Source organism: Corynebacterium uropygiale, from assembly GCF_021568315.1.
Lineage (GTDB): Bacteria > Actinomycetota > Actinomycetes > Mycobacteriales > Mycobacteriaceae > Corynebacterium > Corynebacterium uropygiale.
Map to the genome: position 1 here is coordinate 495,305 of NZ_JAKGSI010000002.1, position 19,766 is coordinate 515,070.

19 protein-coding genes are annotated in these 19,766 nt (G+C 66.5%); 2 read left to right on the plus strand and 17 right to left on the minus strand.

Features of this window, described 5'->3' with window-relative positions; translation table 11 throughout:
* Nucleotides 1-27: 27 nt before the first annotated feature.
* Nucleotides 28-1,032, minus strand: coding sequence for a CE1 family esterase (locus L1O03_RS05825; protein WP_236118480.1), 1,005 nt, complete (start codon nucleotides 1,030-1,032; stop codon nucleotides 28-30).
* A 73-nt stretch (nucleotides 1,033-1,105) separates the two neighbouring features.
* On the opposite strand from L1O03_RS05825, the gene L1O03_RS05830 reads away from it, so the two are divergent.
* Nucleotides 1,106-1,888, plus strand: coding sequence for a class I SAM-dependent methyltransferase (locus L1O03_RS05830; RefSeq protein WP_338026130.1), 783 nt, complete (start codon nucleotides 1,106-1,108; stop codon nucleotides 1,886-1,888).
* Between the two features lie 61 nt (nucleotides 1,889-1,949).
* On the opposite strand, the gene der is transcribed toward L1O03_RS05830, so the two are convergent.
* The 3 genes from der to scpB form a co-directional block, all read right to left on the minus strand.
* Entirely contained in the window at nucleotides 1,950-4,055 is a 2,106-nt protein-coding gene (gene der / locus L1O03_RS05835; RefSeq protein ID WP_268914099.1) for a bifunctional cytidylate kinase/GTPase Der, read from the minus strand.
* An 8-nt stretch (nucleotides 4,056-4,063) separates the two neighbouring features.
* Complete coding sequence (locus tag L1O03_RS05840) at nucleotides 4,064-4,921, minus strand: pseudouridine synthase (protein WP_420830306.1); 858 nt, start codon at nucleotides 4,919-4,921, stop codon at nucleotides 4,064-4,066.
* 181 nt (nucleotides 4,922-5,102) lie between these two features.
* Nucleotides 5,103-5,675, minus strand: a complete 573-nt coding sequence (scpB, locus tag L1O03_RS05845) for an SMC-Scp complex subunit ScpB (protein WP_236118482.1) — start codon at nucleotides 5,673-5,675, stop codon at nucleotides 5,103-5,105.
* An 85-nt stretch (nucleotides 5,676-5,760) separates the two neighbouring features.
* Between scpB and L1O03_RS05850 the strand changes: the two genes are divergently transcribed.
* A complete protein-coding gene (locus tag L1O03_RS05850; protein WP_236118483.1) occupies nucleotides 5,761-6,324 on the plus strand; it encodes a GNAT family N-acetyltransferase in 564 nt (187 codons plus the stop codon).
* A 12-nt stretch (nucleotides 6,325-6,336) separates the two neighbouring features.
* Here the strand turns inward: L1O03_RS05850 and L1O03_RS05855 are convergent, their stop codons facing one another.
* From L1O03_RS05855 to L1O03_RS11660, 13 genes are all read right to left on the minus strand, one after another.
* Nucleotides 6,337-7,167, minus strand: a complete 831-nt coding sequence (locus L1O03_RS05855; protein WP_236118484.1) for a segregation and condensation protein A — start codon at nucleotides 7,165-7,167, stop codon at nucleotides 6,337-6,339.
* Nucleotides 7,168-7,175: 8 nt separating this feature from the next.
* On the minus strand, nucleotides 7,176-8,048 hold the full coding sequence (locus L1O03_RS05860; protein WP_236118485.1) for a ParA family protein: 873 nt from the start codon (nucleotides 8,046-8,048) through the stop codon (nucleotides 7,176-7,178).
* A 101-nt stretch (nucleotides 8,049-8,149) separates the two neighbouring features.
* Nucleotides 8,150-9,067: a site-specific tyrosine recombinase XerD gene (gene xerD / locus L1O03_RS05865; RefSeq protein ID WP_236118486.1), complete on the minus strand. Its 918-nt coding sequence runs from the start codon at nucleotides 9,065-9,067 to the stop codon at nucleotides 8,150-8,152.
* On the minus strand, nucleotides 9,064-9,735 hold the full coding sequence (locus L1O03_RS05870) for an NUDIX domain-containing protein (protein WP_236118487.1): 672 nt from the start codon (nucleotides 9,733-9,735) through the stop codon (nucleotides 9,064-9,066). Before L1O03_RS05870 ends, xerD begins: the two co-directional genes overlap by 4 nt.
* A 3-nt stretch (nucleotides 9,736-9,738) precedes the next feature.
* The gene (locus L1O03_RS05875) at nucleotides 9,739-11,394 is read right to left on the minus strand and encodes a CTP synthase (RefSeq protein WP_236118488.1); all 1,656 of its coding nucleotides are present in this window, start codon (nucleotides 11,392-11,394) and stop codon (nucleotides 9,739-9,741) included.
* Nucleotides 11,395-11,522: 128 nt separating this feature from the next.
* Nucleotides 11,523-12,464: a copper transporter gene (locus L1O03_RS05880; protein ID WP_236118489.1), complete on the minus strand. Its 942-nt coding sequence runs from the start codon at nucleotides 12,462-12,464 to the stop codon at nucleotides 11,523-11,525.
* A 21-nt stretch (nucleotides 12,465-12,485) separates the two neighbouring features.
* The gene (gene steA, locus L1O03_RS05885; RefSeq protein WP_268913973.1) at nucleotides 12,486-13,670 is read right to left on the minus strand and encodes a putative cytokinetic ring protein SteA; all 1,185 of its coding nucleotides are present in this window, start codon (nucleotides 13,668-13,670) and stop codon (nucleotides 12,486-12,488) included.
* A gap of 52 nt (nucleotides 13,671-13,722) precedes the next feature.
* Nucleotides 13,723-15,447: a DNA repair protein RecN gene (gene recN, locus L1O03_RS05890; RefSeq protein WP_236118490.1), complete on the minus strand. Its 1,725-nt coding sequence runs from the start codon at nucleotides 15,445-15,447 to the stop codon at nucleotides 13,723-13,725.
* A 10-nt stretch (nucleotides 15,448-15,457) separates the two neighbouring features.
* Nucleotides 15,458-16,390 (minus strand): NAD kinase, encoded by a 933-nt coding sequence (locus L1O03_RS05895; RefSeq protein WP_236118491.1) that lies wholly within the window; start codon nucleotides 16,388-16,390, stop codon nucleotides 15,458-15,460.
* Nucleotides 16,387-17,208 (minus strand): TlyA family RNA methyltransferase, encoded by an 822-nt coding sequence (locus tag L1O03_RS05900; RefSeq protein WP_236118492.1) that lies wholly within the window; start codon nucleotides 17,206-17,208, stop codon nucleotides 16,387-16,389. Before L1O03_RS05900 ends, L1O03_RS05895 begins: the two co-directional genes overlap by 4 nt.
* 5 nt (nucleotides 17,209-17,213) lie before the next feature.
* On the minus strand, nucleotides 17,214-17,381 hold the full coding sequence (locus L1O03_RS05905) for a hypothetical protein (protein WP_236118493.1): 168 nt from the start codon (nucleotides 17,379-17,381) through the stop codon (nucleotides 17,214-17,216).
* A gap of 3 nt (nucleotides 17,382-17,384) precedes the next feature.
* Nucleotides 17,385-18,371: an HAD-IIA family hydrolase gene (locus L1O03_RS05910; RefSeq protein ID WP_236118494.1), complete on the minus strand. Its 987-nt coding sequence runs from the start codon at nucleotides 18,369-18,371 to the stop codon at nucleotides 17,385-17,387.
* Nucleotides 18,371-19,513, minus strand: a complete 1,143-nt coding sequence (locus L1O03_RS11660) for a tetratricopeptide repeat protein (RefSeq protein WP_420830298.1) — start codon at nucleotides 19,511-19,513, stop codon at nucleotides 18,371-18,373. The genes L1O03_RS05910 and L1O03_RS11660 overlap by 1 nt, the downstream gene beginning before the upstream one ends.
* Nucleotides 19,514-19,766: the final 253 nt, after the last annotated feature.

Consider the following 19,766-nt stretch of genomic DNA (forward strand, 5'->3'; position numbering starts at 1 on the left):
GTGGCCCGGAGAGGGCTGTCTCTCCCCCTAGCGGGCTGGCACCTTCGCGATGCCGAAGAAGCGCAGGATCTCGTCGGTCGCCATATTCTTGGGCACGTGCTCACGCTTGTCGTTGGGGGCACCCGGCCACGCGTGCACCCCCTCACCCACGCGAATGTGGCTGAGCGGAAGCTCGCAGCCATACCAATCCTGGCGCACGGCACTGCGGTTAATCCGATAGAACTGAGACCCTCCCACGCAGTGATTGCGCCGCGAGGCCTTCTCCAGAACCGCCGGCACGGAGTCATAGCGGGTGCCGTGCCGCGTCCCGCCATCGTATTTCACGACGGGATCCTCGGTGCCATGAATGTCCAGAAGGGCCACCGGCTCCCCGGAACAGTTCTCGTGCACGGCGGGATAGTAGGCGGCGGACACCAGCGCCACCCCGGCGAAGAGGTCAGGCATCTGGCAGCCAATCATGGCGGCGAATCCCCCGCCGTTGGAGAACCCCGCCGCGAAGACCCGTTCGGTGTCCACGGGGTAGACCGTCTTCAGCGCAGCAAGGATATCGTGCACGAACTGCCGGTCCTTGCCCTTGTTGGTCACCGAGTAGGGCGCCCCTTCCCAGGACTGGCGGATGCCATCGGGATAGACGATGAGCGCCTGGGCGTCGTCGAGGTGAGTGTAGGTCTCCATGAGCGCGGCGTTCTCCCCGTAGCCGTGGAAGGCGAAGATGACGGGGATGCGGCGCCCCGGGTAGAAGTTTCGGGGAACGGAGAGGATGAATTGGCGGGTGCGCCCGGCGGAGGCGAGCTGGATCGTCGCGGACTCCCCCGCGCCGGGGCTCTTGAAGGCCGGGGTGCCCTCGGGGGAGACGATGGAGGTCGTCGCCGTCCGCGTCGCGGGAGCGGTGGCGTGGAGGTCGCCGGAGCCCGACTGCTCTGAGTGATTACCGGTGTCATAGTAGAGAGCGATCATCACGACCGCGAGCCCGATGACGATTCCGCCCAAGAGGGCCACCACCCGCGATAGCCGCTTCTTCTCTCCTGCCATCCGGCGTTATCCCAACCTTTCCCTGACAACGGGCCGACACCAACCCCCTGCATTCTAGCGATACCATCAAGGGGTGTTGAGACCGCGATCCCAGAGAGATGCTCCCCGTTTCAAAAACGCCGCGCACCGCCATCTCAGCGCCGGCGCCTTCGTCGAGGAAGCCACCGCCTATGATCGCATTCGCCCAGCGTATCTGCCCCGCACGCGGGAATTGCTGGGGCGGCCGCACGCGGGGCTTCGCGTCCATGACCTCGGCTGTGGCACCGGGAAATTCCTCTCCCTCTGGGAGGGTTCCGACGCCCACCTCAGCGCCTCCGACCCCAGCACCGACATGCTTCGGGTGTGCCGGGTCCTGCACCCCGAAATTCCGCTGTGGCGCGGGGTTGCGGAGCACATCCCCCTGCCCGACTCCTCCCTCGACGTCCTCACCTGTGCCCAAACCTGGCACTGGGTGGACACGGCCCGCGCCTGTCAGGAGGCGGATCGGGTGCTGGCCCCCGGCGGGCAGCTGCTCCTGGCCTGGAACACCATCGATGTGTCCGAGCCGTGGGTGCTTCGCCTCGCGCGCATCATGCACAGCGGGGACATCCAGCGGGAGGGATTCCTCCCCGAACTGGTTGAGCCTTTCGAGGTCCGTCGAACCCTCCGCACGCGGTGGTCCACTGAGATGAGCCCCGCCGATCTTCACGCGCTCACGCACACCCGCTCGTACTGGCTCCGCAGCCCCGAGCACATCCGCCAGCGCGTGACGGACAACCTCAACTGGTATCTCTTCGAACACCTCGGATTCGAGGAAGACTCCCGGATCACCCTGCCCTATCGCCTCGACGCATTCCTCGTCGAGCGGGCGGAATGATCCGGGGCGGGAGTTTCGGCGGCACCGCCGGTCCTGCCGATCCCGTCGGCCCTGCCCGGTCTTAGGAGCGCTTGCGGCGCTCGCGCACGCGCACCGCGATGCGCACCGGGCTGCCTTCGAAGCCGAAGGACTCGCGGAGCTTGCGCTCGAGGTAGCGGCGATAGCCGGCGTCGAGGAAGCCCGTGGTGAAGAGGACGATCACCGGGGGCCGGGTGGAGGCCTGCGTCGCGAAGAGCACCTTCGGCAGACGCCCGCCCTGCATGGGTGGCGGATTCTGCGCGATGACCTCCCGCACCCAGTTGTTGAGCTTCCCGGTGCTGATGCGCTGGTCCCAGCTCTCGAGTGCCTCGATCATCGCGGGTTCGAGCTTCTGCAGAGCGCGGCCGGTCTTCGCAGAGATGTTGATCTTCCGCACCCAGGGGATGTGGGCCAGCTGCTGGTCGATATCGCGATCGAGCTCCCAGCGTCGATCCTCATCCATGAGGTCCCACTTGTTGAAGGCCAGCACGAGCGCCCGGCCGGACTCCATGATCATCCGGAGGACCCGCTGGTCCTGCTCGGAGACCGGCTCGGAGGCGTCGATGAGCATGATGCACACCTCGGCGGCGTCGATCGCGTTCTGCGTCCGGATGGAGGCATAGAACTCGTGTCCTGAGGCATTCTTCACCTTGCGGCGAAGCCCCGCAGTGTCGACGAAGCGCCACAGGTGAGTATCCAGTTGCACGAGGGAGTCGACGGGATCCACCGTGGTGCCGGCCACGGAGTCCACCACCGAGCGCTCCTCACCGGTGATCTTGTTGAGCAGGGAGGACTTGCCCACGTTCGGCTTGCCGACCAACGCCACGCGCCGGGGCCCCTCCGTGATGGAGGCGCTGCGCGGCTCCTCCGGGAAGGCGGCGTGCACGGCGTCGAGCACGTCGGCGCCGCCGCGGCCGTGCTGCGCGGAGACGGGGAACGGGTCCCCGAGGCCCAGGGCATAGAACTCGGCCATGTCGGCGAGCTGCATGTCAGAATCGCACTTGTTCGCCACGAGGAGTACCGGGACTTCGCTGCGCTGGAGGCGTCGGGCCATGACCTCATCCGTGGCGGTGATGCCCACCTTGGTGTCCACCACCATGACGATGACGTCCGCGGTGGCCATCGCGGCCTCGGCCTGGCGGGCAATCGAGGCGTGGATCCCCTTCACATTCGGGTCCCAGCCGCCCGTATCCTGCACCCAGAAGCGCTGGCCGTTCCAGTCCGCCAGGTAGGAGATGCGGTCGCGGGTCACGCCCGGGTGATCCTCGACGACGGCTTCCCGGCGCCCGATGAAGCGGTTCACTAGCGTGGACTTGCCGACGTTCGGCCGGCCCACGATCGCCACCGTGCAGAGTGCTTCCTCGACGACGTCGGGGCGCCCGAGGCCATACTCCTCCTCGAGCTCCTCCCAGCGCTCCTCCTCGTCGAAATCCTCGAGCTCCTCGTCCCATTCGCCGCAGGACTCCTCGACCACGCCGAGGAGCGCATCGTGGACCTCCTCCGGGCTCATATCCGAGGTGTCAATGATGATGGCGTCCTCGGCCGGGCGCAGCGGGGAGGTTGCGCGCTCGGAATCCAGGCGATCGCGGCGCTCGACGTTGGCGAGGACGGTCTCGAAGTCCACCTCGCGGCCGGCGGCCTGGTCCTGATCGAAGCGGCGCTTCGCCCTCACCTCCGCGTCTGCCGTGAGGAAGGCCTTCGCCGGGGCGTCCGCGAGAACGACCGTGCCGATGTCCCGGCCCTCCATCACCGCGCGCCCGGCCCGCTCCGCCATCGAGCGCTGAAGGGCGACGAGGTTCTCGCGCACCTCCGGGATGGCAGACACAGCCGAGACGATCTGCGTGACCTCTGGGCCGCGGATCTCGGCGGAGACGTCCTCGCCGTCGAGGAGGACGTTCGTGGAATCGGGATCATCATTAATTCCCAGGGGGAGATCGCGGGTTGCTTCGATGACCGCCTGCGTGTCCTGCGGATCGATGCCAGCGCGCAGAACCGCGAGGGCGGCCACGCGGTACATGGCCCCGGTGTCGATGTACGCGGCACCCAGGGTCTTCGCGACGGCGCGACACATCGTGGATTTGCCGGTGCCCGAGGGGCCATCCACCGCGAGAATGAGCCCACCGTCGGGGCGATTCGAGAGGTCTGTCATCGTCTCACTCACATTTCCACCGCCTTGTAGAGGCTGGTCAGCTCGGAAGAGTTCAGGGCACGAAGGTGGCCGGGCTTCTGCTCGCCCAGCTGCACCGTGTGGATCTTCGTCCGCACGAGGCGCTGCACGGGGTAGCCCAGCTCCTTGAGCATGCGGCGGACGATGTGCTTGCGGCCCTCGTGCAGCTCGACGCGGATGAGCGACTGGCCATTGTAGGTGTCCACGATCTGCGCGTAGTCAGCCTTCGCGAGGCCATCCTCGAGCTCGACGCCGCGGCGCAGCGCCCGCACGACGTCCTTATCCGCCTCACCCAGAACGGTAGCGAGGTAAGTCTTCGTGATGCCGTACTTCGGATGCATGAGCCGATTGGCCAGCTCCCCATCATTGGTGAGGAGCAGGAGCCCCTCGGTGTCCGCGTCCAGCCGGCCCACGTGGAAGAGCCGCTGCCCCGAGCTCACCTTCTCGCTGATGAGATCGCCCACGCAGGGACGGCCCAGCTCATCCTGCATGGTGCTGTGGAGGCCGCGCGGCTTATTGAGGATCCAGTACTCGAGATCCTCGTTGACATTCACGCGTACGCCGTCGACCCGAATGATGTCCACGGCCGGGTTGACGCGCATCCCCTGCCGCTCGACAATCTTCCCATTGACCTCGACGCGCCCCTCCTCAATGAGGATCTCGGAGTTGCGGCGAGAGGCCACACCGGCCCGGGCAAGGACCTTCTGCAGGCGGATGCCGTCGCTCTCCTGCCCCTGGGCTGCGGCCTGGCGTCGGCGGACCTCAGCCTCATCGACGTGCTGGCGACGGGCTGGCTTGGCGTGGGAGATGAGCGGCATGTTCCGCTGATCGGCGGTCACCCCCTGCACGTAGTTCTTCTCCTGGGGGGCCTGCCGCGCTCCCCCCTTCCTCCGCTGGGAGCGGGAGCGGAAGCCCTTCTGGGGCGTGTCCTCGTGTTTTCTGTCCGGTGTACCATCTCGGCGAGCGGGTGGGGTCACGGTCTCGTGCCTCTCTGTTCGGTGTTCGATTGTTCTCTACGGTGCAGGTATTCTACCCCATCGCGGCGTCCTCGATGCTATCCACGTCGGGCAGCAGGGGTGCTAGCTCGGGAAGCTGATCGAGGGAGTCCAGCCCCAGCAGCTCAAGGAAAAGCTCCGTGGTGGCGTAGTGATGGGCGACGCCCGAATCCGGTGTGTCCACCTCCTTGATGAGCCCCCGCAGCTGGAGGGTCCGCATGACGCCGTCGACATTGACGCCACGCACCGCCGAGACCTGCCCCCGGGTCACCGGCTGGCGATAGGCCACCACCGCAAGGGTTTCCATAGCCGCCCGGGAAAGCGTCGTCCTCGCGCCGTCGAGAAGGAATTGCTCGACGGCCTCTGCATTGGCAGGGCGGGTGTAGAAGCGCCAGCCCTCCTCGGTCTCGCGCAGGTCGATGCCGCTTCCCCGCGCGTCGAACTCCTCGGCCACGGTGGTGAGCTCGCGCAGGACCTCCTCGGGGCTGCTCTCCACCGCGGAGGCCAAGGTGTCGACGCTCGCAGGCGCGTCGATGACGAGGAGGATCGACTCCAGCCGGGAGCGCAGCGGCGAGACGAGCGGGAGCTGATCGGAGGAGATATGCACAGGGCGCATTCTATCGGCGACGCCGGGGGCACCTCGGACTACCCCTCTCACCCCGCGCAGACACTGTGACCTACACTACTGTGACATGAGTATCATTACACGCACCGACAGACTGCTTCTTCTCCCCCTCGATGTCACGCATACCGAGGAGGCCTTCAAGGTGTATGGCGATCCCCGCATCTGGGAGCATCGCCCCCAGGCCCGCCACGAGTCAGCGAGGGAGACGCTCGCGCTCATTGACCACGCCCAGCAGTGCTGGGCCCAGTACGGTCTGGGCCCCTGGGCCGTCTACCTCCGCGACCAGCCCACGGAATTCATCGGCGTCGGAGGGCTGGAGGGCGTGGCCAACCGCGTCTGGGACCTCAAGTTCCGCCTCCGGCCCGAGAAGTGGGGCCACGGCTACGCCACCGAGGTCGCCGAGCGCGCCCTCCTCGAGGCCTCCCGCTGCGAGACCTCCCTCCCCGTGAGCGCCCGCGTCACCGTCAACCACCCCGTGTCCATCCGCGTCCTCGAAAAGCTCGGGCTCCACGCGGTGTGGGAGGGCCGCCGCGTCCGCACCGAGGACGATCCCTCCGAGCCCCTCGTCCGCATTTATTCCAATGAGGATCTGGACGAGACCACCCTCTCCATCCTCCAGGCGCGGCCCTAAAGCCCTGGCCGCCTAATCCCAGTTGGAGGAGGCGACGACGGACGGGTCCACATCCAGGCCCGTCCACTGAATGCGCAGTTCCCCGAGCGCCTCCTCCTGCTCGGTGTCGACGGCCTTAGCCTTGTAGAGCTCCAGCAGAGCCAGGAAGCGGCCCACGATCTCCATCGAGACGCTGCATTCCCGGGTGAGCGCCCCGAAGCTCGTCCATTCCCGGGCTCCAAGCAGCTTGAGGATGTCGAGGATCTTGCGTGCCTGCGCCGGAACACTCACCGGCACCTGGTGGACGTGACTGGTTTGCACCTCCTCGGGCGGAGCAGGCCTAAAGACGCTCGCGGCGAGCTGCGCAAAACTCTCGGGGGTGTGCTGCAGCGCCACGGGCGGGAGGAGGGAGAGGAAGCGCTCTTCGGGTGCCACCGCCCGCGGGTATCGACGGCGGGCATCGCGCTGCCACTCCCGGAATTGATCGGCGACCCTGCTGTACGCGCGGTACTGCAAAAGCCGGGCGAAGAGGAGATCCCTCGCGGATAGCAGCTCCAGATCCTCCTCATCATCCACATCACCGTGTGGAAGGAGCCGGGCAGCCTTGAGATCGAGCAACGTCGCCGCGACGAGGAGGAACTGCGTGGTCTCATCCAGGTCAGCCTCCGGCCCGAGGCTTCGGGTATAGGCCACGAACTCATCTGTCACCTGCGCGAGCGCGACCTCCGTCACGTCCATCCGCTGGGCGTGGATGAGCTGGAGCAGCAGGTCAAAGGGCCCCTCGAAGTTGTGCAGCGCGACGCGGAAGCCGGTGAGCTCCGGCTGGACGGCCTCCCCCTCCGCGGGGTGCGGGCGAGATGCCATGGGACCAGCTATCGGGTGGTCCGCTCGATCACCTCGCGGGCGAGGTTGCGGTACTGCTCAGCTCCCTGAGACTTCGGGGCCCAGGTGATGATGGGTTCCCCGGCCACCGAGGTCTCGGGGAATCGCACCGTCCGCGTGATGACGGTGTCGAAGACCTTGTCGTCGAAGACTTCCATCACCCGGCTCATGACCTCCCGGGCGTGGCTGGTCCGGCGGTCGAACATCGTCACGAGAATGCCGACGATCTCCAGGTCAAAGTTCAGCCGATCCCGCACCTTTTCCACCGTGTCCGTGAGGAGTGCCAGGCCGCGCAGCGAGAAGAACTCGCACTCCATCGGAATGATCACCCCGTGGGCGCAGGCCAAGGCATTGACGGTGAGCAGGCCAAGGGAGGGCTGGCAGTCCACGATGATGTAGTCATAATCGCGCATGACCGGACGCAGCGCCCGGGCCAGGGTCTGCTCCCGCCCCACCTCGTTGACCAGCTGGATCTCTGCAGCCGAGAGATCAATGTTCGCCGGAATGAGGTCAAGGCCGGGGATAGCGGTGTGCACGAGGACGCCGTGGATCGTCGTCGTGTGATCAATGAGGAGGTTGTACACCGTGACATCCAAGTCCTGGTGCTTGACCCCCAGGCCGGCAGAGAGCGCCCCCTGCGGGTCGAGGTCCACCATGAGGACCTTCCGCCCGAGTTCAGCGAGGCAGGCGCCCAGGTTAATGGTGGACGTGGTCTTCCCCACGCCGCCCTTCTGGTTGCACATGGCAAGAACGGTTGCGGGGCCGTGCTTCTCCAACGGTGCGGGTTCGGGCAGCTCACGAACGGGCCGCCCAGTCAGCCCATATTCCACGTCGGGGGCGTCAAAAAGTCCCGAATCGCTCACAGTCAACCCTTCTTCCTTGACACTGAGGGATGTCTCACCCCTGTGACTTTAGCCTACATGCCCGGGTGGGGATCACACATGAGCCCCACCGTGCTCGGCCATCATCCGCGCGATCGGGCCCGCGGGTGAGCCATGGTCCACACGCTGCGGAGGTTCTCCGCGCTGACGTGGGTGTAGATCTGGGTCGTCGTCACGGAGGAGTGCCCCAGCAACTCCTGCACCACGCGCACATCCGCCCCGCCCTCCAGGAGGTGCGTGGCAAAACTGTGTCTCAGGGTGTGCGGAGAGATCTCGGCCTCGATGCCCGCCCTCTGCGCGCACTGCTTGATCACAGCCCAGGCGCTCTGACGGGACAGCGCCCCGCCTCGCTTGTTGAGGAACAGCGCAGGGCTCTTCCCCTTGCTCAGCTGCGGGCGCCCGCGCACCAGGTAGGCGTCGACGGCCTCGAGAGCCTTCCCGCCAATCGGCACGATGCGCTCCTTCGATCCCTTGCCCAGGAAGCGGAGGATGCCGCCGCAGTCCGTGAGGTCATCGACGCACAGCCGAAGGACCTCCGAGACGCGCGCGCCGGTCCCATAGAGCACCTCGACGAGGGCCCGATCACGGAGATCCTCCGCCCGCGCCTCTTCCCCGGTGGGGATCGCTTCGATGAGATGCTCAACCTCATCGATTGTCAGCGTGTCCGGCAGGTGGGTGCCTGTGGACGGCGGCTGGACATCCTGGGCGACGTCGACGTCGAGATGCCCCTCCGCCACCCCAAAGCGATGAAGCCCCCGAGCCACGACGAGCGCCCTCCCCGCCGAAGAGGCCGCGAGCCCGCGCCGACGCAGCTCTGCGACATAGTTCTCGACATCCGTCGTGCTCACGGCCCGAAGGTCAGTGATCTGGGATGCCTCCAGCCACTCGCAATAGCGCTCGATATCGCGTTGATAATTGCTCAGCGTGTTCGCGGAGAGCCCCCGCTCCACCGTGAGGTGGTTGATCCACTGGGTGGCGAGCCCGCGGGGATCGACGCTCATATCCTCTTCATGTCCGGCTCGACGCCCTGAGCAATCCGGCGTTCCGCAAGGTGCCGGGGCCGGAACTCGAAGGGGATGTCCACGGGCCGCGCCGTGGCCCGGCCGGAGAGCACCTCGCGGGCGCTGAGGATGCCGGCGATCGCGATGGAGTTCACCACCTCGCCCCGGAAGATCATCGCCGTGGCCTCGTCGAGCCCCATCCAGCGGAAGGCCATATCGGCCTCCTCGTCCGTGGCCTCGGGGCGGGGAATCTCACGGAGATCCTCGGCGAGAAAGACGCGCACGGCTTCCTCGCAGAACCCGGGGCTCGTCACCAGGTCCACGAGCACGCCCCACGACTCCGCAGCGAGCCCCGCCTCTTCCTCCAGCTCCCGCTGGGCACAGGTGAGCTCGGGCTCGTGGGCAACGTCGAGGATTCCCGCCGGAAGCTCCCACAGCCGCTGGCCCACACAGTGACGGTACTGCTTGACCATGGCGATCTCACTCGCCCCAGTCGACGCATTCTTCCGGTGGGCCACAATGGCCACCGCCCCGAAGTGCTCGACGATCTCCCGGTAGCTGCGCTTCCCACCGGGCATCTCCACCTCATCGCGGCGGAGCCCGAGAATCGGCGACTCGACGAGGACCTCCGAATCATGAACCGTGAACGTGTGCTGGCCTGCAGCCATGTCTTAGGACTCCTTCCTTTCCAGCGCCGCGCGAATGAGGCCGGCAAAGAGCGGGTGGGGGCGCGTCGGGCGCGAGGTGTACTCCGGGTGCGCCTGCGTCCCGACGAGGTACGGGTGCTTCTCCTTCGGGTACTCGACGAACTCCACCAGGGTGCCATCGGGAGAGGTTCCGGAAAAGACCAGGTCGGAGCCCTCCGTGATGGTGTCACGGTAGGCGTTATTCACTTCATAGCGGTGGCGGTGGCGCTCGCTCACCGAGGTCGTGCCGTAGAGTTCAGCCACCACGGATCCCTCCTGAAGGCTCGCCGGGTAGGCACCCAGGCGCATCGTTCCGCCGAGGTCGGCCTCCCCCGCCACGGCGGCCTTCTGCTCGGCCATCGTCGCGATGACCGGGTGCTCGGTCTCGGGATCGAATTCCGTGGAGGTGGCGTCGTCGATCCCCGCGGTACGCGCCGCATCGAGGACAATGCACTGCAGACCCAGGCACAGGCCGAGCAAGGGCAGGCCGGTCTCGCGGGCGTGCTTGATCGCGCCGATCTTGCCCTCAATGCCCCGGACGCCGAAGCCACCCGGGACCACAGCGGCGTCAACGCCAGCGAGGGCCTTCGCGGCCCCCTCCGGGCTCGCGCACTCGTCCGCGGAGATCCACTCAATGTGGACCTTCGCGTAGTGGGCAAAGCCACCAGCGCGCAGCGCCTCCACGACGGACAGGTAGGCATCCGGCAGGTCGACGTACTTCCCGACGATGCCCACCGTGATCTCCGTCTTCGGGTGGTGCACCCGGTCGAGGAGCTCCTGCCACTGAGTCCAGTCCACGTCCTGGAAGGGAAGGTTGAGCTTGCGGATGAGGAAGGTGTCGAGGTGCTCCCGGTAGAGGACCTCGGGAATGTTGTAGATGGACGGCGAATCCGCGCAGGAGATGACACCCTCCGTGTCGACATCGCACATGAGCGCGATCTTCTCCTTCAGGGCCGCCGGCACCTCCCGGTCACAGCGCAACACCAGGGCGTCGGGGACGATACCGATGCCCCGGAGCTCAGCGACGGAGTGCTGGGTCGGCTTGGTCTTCAGCTCACCGGAGGGGGCGAGGTAGGGCACGAGGGAGCAGTGGATGAAGAAGATGTTCTCCCGGCCGACGGCATGGCGCATCTGGCGCACCGCCTCGAGGAAGGGGAGGGACTCGATGTCACCCACCGTGCCGCCGATCTCAGAAATCACGACGTCCGGGCGGTTGCCCTCCTCATCGGGCTCGCCCATCGCGAGGACGCGGTTCTTAATCTCATCCGTAATGTGCGGGATGACCTGGACGGTCTTGCCCAGGAACTCGCCGCGCCGCTCCTTGGCAATCACCGTCGAGTAGACCTTGCCGGTGGTGACGTTGGCGTTCGAGCTCAGGTTGCGATCAAGGAATCGCTCATAATGTCCGAGGTCCAGGTCCGTTTCCGCGCCATCATCGGTGACGAACACCTCACCGTGCTCGAAGGGGTTCATCGTGCCGGGGTCCACATTGAGGTAGGGATCCAGCTTCTGCATGGTGACGGACAGACCTCGAGCAATGAGAAGCTGGCCGAGGCTCGCTGCCGTCAAGCCCTTGCCCAGGGAGGAGACGACGCCTCCCGTGACGAAAACATACTTGGTTGGACGCGATTTCTGAGGCACGAGCGGACTCCTGAAGCGTTTCTCGGGTTCATGGACAGTGTGGGGTGCCCGGAAACGAAGAATCCGCAGGTCACCGGGAACACTCTTGGAGTGCTCCGCACCGGCACAACCCACGGGCCTTCAGTATATCAGTCCTTCGACAGATGAGGCACAACTGCCTCGGCCGAGGCTGCCGCACCATAGTGTCCGTGCTGGTCTTTCAGCAGCTCAGAGACGGCGAGCACGACGCCCAGCCGGCCCCAATCCTGGTCCAGGGAATCGACCGTCGAGAGCTCCTTGATCTTGGATCCGCGGAGCTGGCCGAGCAGACCGCTATCCGCTGCCGTGTGGATGCGCCCCGCCACGACAAGACCATCAGACTGCACTGCCAGGGAGCGGGAGAAGTTCGCGAGCATCCCCGCATCGAAGTTCTTGTCCCCGCTGCCGTCGGAATCCCCCGTGATGAGGATGACGGAGTTCGCGGGTTCGAGGGAGTCCTCGTAGTTGATGAAGCCCTCGCCCTTGAGTGCCTCGAGGAGGAGCGTGCGATCCTTCTCCGAGGCGGCCGGGTCCTTGGTCCCCGGCTTGTTGAGAAGCGCCGGGCCGAGGGCATCGCCCGCGTGGGTGCCGGGGTCCAGGTCTTTCTCGTTGAGCTGGGCGCCCGTCGGCAGCGTGTTCGCAACGATCGACTTCAGCCTGTCCGCGCCGTCGCTGCTGCTAAACAGCTCGGTAAGCCGCAGCTCGCCGGTGGTGTGTGCGCCCGCGTCCTTGAGAAGGGAGTTCACCGCGGAGACGTCCTCGTCGTCGGCATCGGCGGTGCGGATGACGAGCACCGAGGAGTCCTCCAAGGTCCCCTTCACGGAGCCCGAGGCGAGCTCAGCGACTACGCTGTCCGCGCTATCCGCCTGCGCCCGGGCGATCTCCGCCTGGCTATTGGCCTGGTCAAGCTGCTGCTGATCGATACCCGATCCACCGAGCCCGTCCGTCGCGGGGCTAATGACCAACGCCCCCAGGAGGGTGCCCGCCGCCACGCCGAAGCCTAATCCCGCGATGAGAAATCCGCCGCGGCCCTGCCCATTGTGTCCTGCCATGAGTGTGCTGTCCCTCCCGGCTTACTTAAACCAGCTTTGAACTGTCAGTGCGATGGTGTTCCACGTGTTGATGAGGTTCTCGACGAAAGCCCCGTCGCCGCCCAAGCCCACGAGGAGGACGATGACCAGGATCGCCACGAGGATCCCCAGCAGGGCCCACGCCCACGCCCCACCCGATCCCGAGCGGGAGGCGGACAGGCGCAGCACGGCTTCCGAGTCGACGAGCTTGGCGCCTGCCTTCGCCCGCGTGAGAAGGGCGGCCGGGGTGGCTTGCTCGGCGTCGCTGAACACGGCGTCGAGGTCGAGCGCCGGGCCCACGTTAACGATGAGCTCCGCGCCGTGAAAGTCGGCGAGCAGGATGGCCAGATCCGTCGCCGAGTCCGTCGCGGCGGGGAAGGTCATCGCGCCAATACCAAGATCCTGGATCCTTTCGAGGCCAGCCGCGTGACCATCAGGCTCCGCCGGGAGGACAACGCGGGCGCCGCCGCGCAGCGTATCCGCGCCGATATCCGACGGGTTCCCGACGATGAGGTCCATGTCCAGCCCCGCCTCCGCGAGAACATCGGCAGCCTCGGCCACACCGATGATGACGGGACGCTGCTCCCGGATGAAGGGCTTCAGGCGGGCCAGCTTTTCCACGAGGTTCGGGTCCGGGGAGACCACCAGCGCCACCCGCCCATCGATGGATGCACCCGTATCGGGAATCCCGACGCCGTCGATAAGCAGCGGAGACTCCGAGTGGATGAACTGGATGGTGTTCCCGAAGTAGGCCTCCATGTGGTCGACGAGGGACTGCTGTGCCTCCACGAAGCTCGCTTCCACGGCCTCGCGATCAACGATCGATCCCTCCCCGATCTGCCGCTCTCCCGCGAAGATGGCGCCGTCCTCGTCGACGCGCCCCTTCTTGCCATCGCGGAAACTATCAAGGATCTCCGCCCCGGCGTCCTCCACGAGGATCATCCCCGCGTCCAGCAGCATCTGCGGCCCGTAGTTGGGGATAGTTCCCGTGGAGTAGCTGGCAATATTCACCACGACGGCCGGGTTCGCGTCGATGAGGCGCTGCGCTTCACGGCGGGAGAGATCCGGGCTGTCGATGACCGCGATGTCTCCGTCGTGAAGGCGCCGGAAGCCCTTGCCGTGGGGAGTGCAGTCGCGCAGCACGCCGTGGGTTCCGGGTTGATCCGAAGAGCGGGAGAACAGACTCATGCCGACTATTCTTCCCCCCGCGCCCCCTCCCCAGCGGGAGGCGCGCCGGCGCCTAGGCCTTCATCTGGGCAATTTCTCGCTGCGCCTTCTCGAGCAGCTCCTTGGCGTGCGCGCGCCCCGTCGCCGTGTCCTCGAGGCCGGCGAGCATGCGCGCCAGCTCCTCCACTCGCCGCTCCTCCGCCAGGACCTCGACGCCCGAGACGACGGAATCCTCCGCGACCTCCTTGGCCACGTGCACATGGGCATCCGCATAGGCCGCGACCTGCGGAAGATGCGTCACGACGATCACCTGATGCCGCAGGGCCAGCCGCGCGAGGCGTCGGCCAATTTCCACGGCAGCCTTCCCGCCGACACCCGCGTCGACCTCATCAAAGACGAGCGTCCCGCCGCTCGAACCCTGCGAGAGGATGACCTCCAGCGCGAGCATCACCCGCGAGAGCTCACCCCCCGACGCCGTGGTGGAGAGCGGCTGGGGCTCAACCCCGGGCGCCTGGGCGAGGAGCAGCTCGACGTCGTCGAGGCCATGGGGACCTGGCGCGGTCTCCTTTAGTTTCACCTCGAGGCGCGCCTTCGGCATGGCGAGCCCGTGCAGTTCCTCCGTGACAGCCGCGCTCAGCGCGCGGGCGGCCTTCTGCCGCGCGGCATGAAGCTCCCGGCCGGCGCTGCGCATCCGCTTCTCCGCGGCGGTGAGCTTCTTAGCGATGCCATCGAGCGCCTCGGGGGAGACGTCCAGGTGCGCGAGCTTCGCCGCGGCCTTCTCCCGCCAGGCCACCACACCCGCGCAATCCGCCGCATACTTCCTGGTGAGCGTCTTGAGCTGCTGCTGGCGCTGGAGAAGCTCCTCGAGCTGGGAGGGGTCAGCGGGCAGGTCGGAGAGGAAGCTCCCCAACTCCGCGGAGATATCTCCAAGCTCCGAGGTGATCGCCGCGAGCTTCTCCCCCATGGCGCGCAGCGCCGGGTCCTCGCTGGCGGCCAGCGCCGCCTCCGCCTGCCCGAGCAGCGTACTGGCCGCACGATCCTCTGGGTCCATGTCACCAAAGGCCTCTGCCCCGTCGATCGCGGTGAGCGCCTGGGTCGCATCCTCCCGCAGGGTATCGACGTCTTGGAGCCGTCGAATGGTCTCGACGATCTCCTCGTCCTCTCCCGGCTGGGGATCGATGGAGTCAATCTCATTGAGCGCGAAGCGGAGCCGGTCTACCTCCTGGGCGATCTCCCGCCGCTTGGACGTCTTGTCCTTGAGCTCTGTGTCCAGGGCCTTCCATTCGCGCCATGCATCCTGGTAGCGGGCGAGCACGGGGCCGATCGCCGGATCGCAGCGATCGAGCGCTTCGCGCTGCCGCTCAGCGTCGAGGAGCCGGAGCTGGTCATTCTGGCCGTGGATGGTGAGAAGCTCCGCGCTGAACTCCTTGAGGGTTGCGGCGGGAACGCTTCGTCCGCCGAGGTGCGCCCGGGACCGCCCCTGGGCGCTCACCTGACGGGAGACGATGAACTCCCCCTCATCGCCGCTTCCCCCCACACTGTCTACGAGGCGGACAGCGCTCTCGGCGTGATCCGCCGGCAGGTCATCCACCCGAAAATGTCCCTCGACAATCGCACGATCGGCCCCCGATCGGACGCGAGAGGCATCGGCGCGACCACCCGTCAGCAGCCGAAGCGCCGTGACGACCATCGTTTTCCCCGCACCCGTCTCACCCGTGAGGACGGTGAGGCCGGGGCTAAATTCAGCCGAAGCCTCGGGGATCACCCCGAGGTTCCACATCGCGATATCCGCAAGCATGGTCTACAGCCTAGTGTGTTGCGTGGCTCCCTCGCCCCCACGGTCCGCGCCACCCTTCCACGGGCAGCCGCAACTTGGTCACGAGCCGGTCCGTGAAGGGCTTCGAGTCGAGGCGCACCCACTTGACCGGGCGCCGCCCCCGGCGGATTTCCACCCGCGAACCGGGCGGCAACGCAATCGAGCGGAAGCCATCCATCACCGCCGAGGCCGGGGACGCCTGGGACACGGACTCCACCGCCACCGTCGAGTGCGGGCTCACTACCAGCGGCTTCGTAAACAGGGCGTGCGCATTGTTGGGAACCACGAGGATCGCGTCCAGCTCCGGCCACAGCACAGGCCCCCCAGCGGAGAAGGCATAGGCCGTGGACCCGGTCGGCGTGGAAATGAGCACCCCATCGCAGCCGAAGGAGCTCACCGGCCGCGAGTCAATCTCCAGGACGGCGTCGAGAACCCCAGAACGGTGATGGTTCTCGACGCTTACCTCGTTGAGCGCCCAGCCCCGCCCGATGGTCTCCAGGTTGGTATCACGGACGAGGACGTCGAGGGTCATGCGCTCCTCCACGCGATAGTCCCGGCGAACCACGCGGTCGATGGCCTCGTCGAGGGACTCCGCCTCCCACTCGGCGAGGAACCCCACGTGCCCGAGGTTGATCCCCAGGACCGGAAGATCTGCCTGGTGAGCGAGGTCCGCCGCACGGAGGAAGGTCCCGTCCCCGCCCAGCACGAGGACGAGCTCGACGCCATCGGCTGCCGAAGGCTCATGCGTGCAGCGCTCCAGCCCGGCGAGGATGGGGTTCTCATCGAGCGGCGTCGGGTCCTGGTGCTCCACGACCCGCACCCCGATCCCCGCGGATTGCAGCAGCTCAGCCGCCCGAGCGGCGGCCTCGACATTGGGTTTTCTCCCCGCGTGCGGGACGAGGAGCACTCTGCGCTCTTCCGTCATTGCGGTCCCTCCTTCACAGCGGCGGACACCATGCGCTCCAGCTCCTCATCCGTCGGAGAGCTGGCTCCTGCGTCCTTAGTGAGCCACAAGAAGTACTCTACGTTGCCGCTCGGGCCCGGCAGCGGCGAGGCCACCACGCCCCGGGTGCTGAGCCCCAGCTCCCGCGAAAAGCGCGCGATATCCAGGGTGACTTCTTCTCGGAGAGCCGGCTGGCGCACCACCCCGCCGTGCCCGAGCCTCTCCTTTCCTACCTCGAATTGCGGCTTGATCATGGGCAGCAGATCCGCCCCCTCACTGAGGCAGTCCGCGATGGCCGGCAGCGTCAGCTTCAACGAGATGAAGGAGAGATCGCCCACCATGAGGTCGCACGGCCCGCCCGCCATTTCCGGGGTGAGATGCCGAATATTGGTCCTGTCCAGCACCGTCACGCGAGGATCGTTCTGCAGACGCCACACGAGCTGCCCGTAGCCCACGTCCACGGCAACCACCTCCGCGGCGCCCCGTTGGAGCACGACATCGGTGAAACCGCCGGTGGATGCCCCCGCATCGAGCACGCGTCGACCCTTCACGCTCAGGCCGCGGGGCTCAAAGGCCTCGAGTGCGCCGAGGAGCTTGTGCGCCCCGCGCGAGGCCCACTGGTCCTCTTCGGCCTTCAGCACCCGGAGTGAGGCCGCCTCATCGACGACCGTCGCCGGCTTCGACGCCGCGAAACCATTGACCTCCACGCGCCCCTCGAGGATCATCGTGCGCGCCTGCTCCCTGGACCGAGCGATCTTCCGCCGCACCAATTCCGCGTCGAGCCGACGACGTCCACCCATCCTTCTCATCCTTCCTGCAAGGCCGCCACGAGCACGTCGTGGGCGTGGTGTAGTTGCTCATCGGTGAGCGGTTCCTCAGCGAGGAGCGCCCGAAACGTCCTCTCCACGTCCTCCGCACTCACCCGCGGCTGCCGCGGATCCCGGGGACGAGGAGCCGGAGTGGGCTCCGCCATGGTTCACCACCACTCTTTCACCACGGCCTGGGCCACGTCGCCCTGCGCCTCGACGCTCAGCTCCGCAGTGTCCTCCGACTCCCACGCGGCGCCCAGCACCGTACGCACCGCCTGCATGAACGTCGAGGACTCGTCGCCGCCGCTCAGCGTGATCGTGTCCCCCGAGCGCTCCGCCTGGAACCCGCCCTGCGGGCCAGGGCGCAGGGTCTCGGCGTCATTCCACGCTTCGGTGAAATCCTTGGCCAGGAAGGTAGGGCGGCGCGTCGCTGGCGCACGAAGCAGGTCCTGGGGGCCCGATACGCCCGTCATGACGTGAAGGACGTCCATCTCGGCCGCCACGCCACCCTCGATATCCGTATCCAGCCGGTCGCCCACCGCCAGCGGGCGCTTGGCTCCTGCCCGCTCGGCCCCTTGGAGGAACATCGTGGGCTGCGGCTTCCCGGCCGACTGCGGCGAGACTCCCGTCGAGCACTCAATAGCAGCGACCATCGCCCCATTCCCCACCATGAGCCCGCGCTCCATCGGCAAGGAGGTATCAAGATTCGATGCAAAATACCGGGCACCCGCGCGAATCGCCAGCGCCGCCTCGGAGAGCTCCCGCCACCCCGTCTCGGTGGAGTGGCCCTGCAGCACCGCTACCGGATCCTCCTCCGCCGTATCGACGACGCGATACCCCGCCTCACGAACCAAGTCCTTGAACGAATCGGAACCCAGCACGAGTACCGTCGCACCGCGTTCGCATTCCTCTTCCATCATCCAGATGGCCGCCTGCGCGGAGGTGATGATGTCCGAGTCATGAGCGTCGAGATCAATATCGCGGAGCATCGAGGCGACGACTGCCGGCGACCGCGACGCATTATTGGTGATGTACAGGGTCCGCAGTCCGCTCTCCGTAATGGTCTCGACGGCACCGGGTATGGCTCGTCCGCCCTCCCAGACAGTCCCATCGAGGTCGAGGAGCAGAGCATCGTGGTCCTGTAGCAGGCCCATTAGTTCTCGCCTTCCTTGTCGGCTGCGTCGTCGGCTGTTGAGTCCTTCTGTTGCAGGTTATGGAGACGCAGCTCCGCGTCGGTCAGGCCGTCCTCGTCCAGTTCTACCGCCCGCTGGAACCAGGTCCGTGCCTTCTCGATGTCACCGACCAACTCGAGCGCCCCCGCGTAGGCGTAGGCGATTCGAGTTGCTTCAAAGGCCGAGCGCGGAGCATTAGGATTCTGGTGCTCGAGGATGGTCACCGCCGCCTGGTAGTCACCCATGTCTTGACGTCCACCGGCGACGACGATGGCGAGCTCAAGGGTGGAGTCTGCATCAAGCTCAGCTGCCTCGGGCGTCTCCGCCATCTCAATGGCCTTCGCGGGGCGACCCAGCCCACGCTCACAATCCGCCATCACAGCAACGAGTCCGGGCCCTCCCGACATCCGGCGGGCGGCACGGAGCTCCGATAAGGCTTCCTTCCAATGTCCAGCACGATAGGCTGCGATACCGCAGGTCTCACGCGTGACGGCAACACGACCACCGCGGTCCTTCGCGGCACGGGCATGGCGAAGCGCGAGTTCCGGGTCCTCATCCATGAACATCGCCGCCGCCACCATGTGCTTGGCAACGCGATCGGCGTTGTCCTTGGAGAGAACCCTCAGATCCTGGCGAACGAGCGGATCGAGATCCTTCGCAGACACGTCCGCGGGGAAAGCGGGCTCGTTGAGGTGCTGTTGGGTCCGCTCCTCGCGAAAGTTCTTCCGCTGCGGCTGGTAGGACTTCTGCTTCCGATTCTGGCCGCCTCGACCGACATGGCGGCGCTGCTGTCGCTGGCCTTGAGGCCTGTCCTGCCTGTGGGAGCGCCGCTCGTCTCCGCCACGCTGAGGGGAGTCACCGTGGCGCCGATCAGTGAAGTCTCGACGCTCCCGGTAGTCCCGGCCTTCGCGATTGTCCCTGTAGCGTCGGCCATCTTTCCTGTACTCACCACGCGTTTCGTCAGAGGACGAGCGCCGGGAGCGCGAGTAACCCCCTTGGTTGCGACCAGCGTGCCCCCGCGATTCCTGCCATCCACGCTCCCCATTCTTCCGGCGAGGCTTGCCCTTACCCTTGTAGCCTCGATTGCCGTTGGATGCGTGTGACCTCTGCGGCCGATCATTCATAGTTGATGGACTTCCTTCATAGGAAACAAAATCTGCCAACGCAGTATATCAGTGGGTGCGCCATGCAGCGCGCACCTCGGGCGCCCTTGGCACTGACATGCGGGAAACCGTAGAAACTCAAAATGCGCATAAAAAAGGGGTGGTGGTGGGTCAACCCAACCAGGATCAACCCACCACCACCATCATCAAATTATAAAGTGTTGGCAGCAACCTACTCTCCCACACCCTCACGAGTGCAGTACCATCAGCGTGA

Bases quoted from the DNA above. Each gene is read 5' to 3' on its own strand.
- L1O03_RS05825 (WP_236118480.1), bottom strand. From the start codon at position 1,032: ATGGCAGGAGAGAAGAAGCGGCTATCGCGGGTGGTGGCCCTCTTGGGC.
- der (WP_268914099.1), bottom strand. From the start codon at position 4,055: ATGACAGACCTCTCGAATCGCCCCGACGGTGGGCTCATTCTCGCGGTG.
- L1O03_RS05850 (WP_236118483.1), top strand. From the start codon at position 5,761: ATGAGTATCATTACACGCACCGACAGACTGCTTCTTCTCCCCCTCGAT.
- L1O03_RS05855 (WP_236118484.1), bottom strand. From the start codon at position 7,167: ATGGCATCTCGCCCGCACCCCGCGGAGGGGGAGGCCGTCCAGCCGGAG.
- xerD (WP_236118486.1), bottom strand. From the start codon at position 9,067: ATGAGCGTCGATCCCCGCGGGCTCGCCACCCAGTGGATCAACCACCTC.
- L1O03_RS05870 (WP_236118487.1), bottom strand. From the start codon at position 9,735: ATGGCTGCAGGCCAGCACACGTTCACGGTTCATGATTCGGAGGTCCTC.
- L1O03_RS05880 (WP_236118489.1), bottom strand. From the start codon at position 12,464: ATGGCAGGACACAATGGGCAGGGCCGCGGCGGATTTCTCATCGCGGGA.
- steA (WP_268913973.1), bottom strand. From the start codon at position 13,670: ATGAGTCTGTTCTCCCGCTCTTCGGATCAACCCGGAACCCACGGCGTG.
- recN (WP_236118490.1), bottom strand. From the start codon at position 15,447: ATGCTTGCGGATATCGCGATGTGGAACCTCGGGGTGATCCCCGAGGCT.
- L1O03_RS05895 (WP_236118491.1), bottom strand. From the start codon at position 16,390: ATGACGGAAGAGCGCAGAGTGCTCCTCGTCCCGCACGCGGGGAGAAAA.
- L1O03_RS05900 (WP_236118492.1), bottom strand. From the start codon at position 17,208: ATGGGTGGACGTCGTCGGCTCGACGCGGAATTGGTGCGGCGGAAGATC.
- L1O03_RS05905 (WP_236118493.1), bottom strand. From the start codon at position 17,381: ATGGCGGAGCCCACTCCGGCTCCTCGTCCCCGGGATCCGCGGCAGCCG.
- L1O03_RS05910 (WP_236118494.1), bottom strand. From the start codon at position 18,371: ATGGGCCTGCTACAGGACCACGATGCTCTGCTCCTCGACCTCGATGGG.
- L1O03_RS11660 (WP_420830298.1), bottom strand. From the start codon at position 19,513: ATGAATGATCGGCCGCAGAGGTCACACGCATCCAACGGCAATCGAGGC.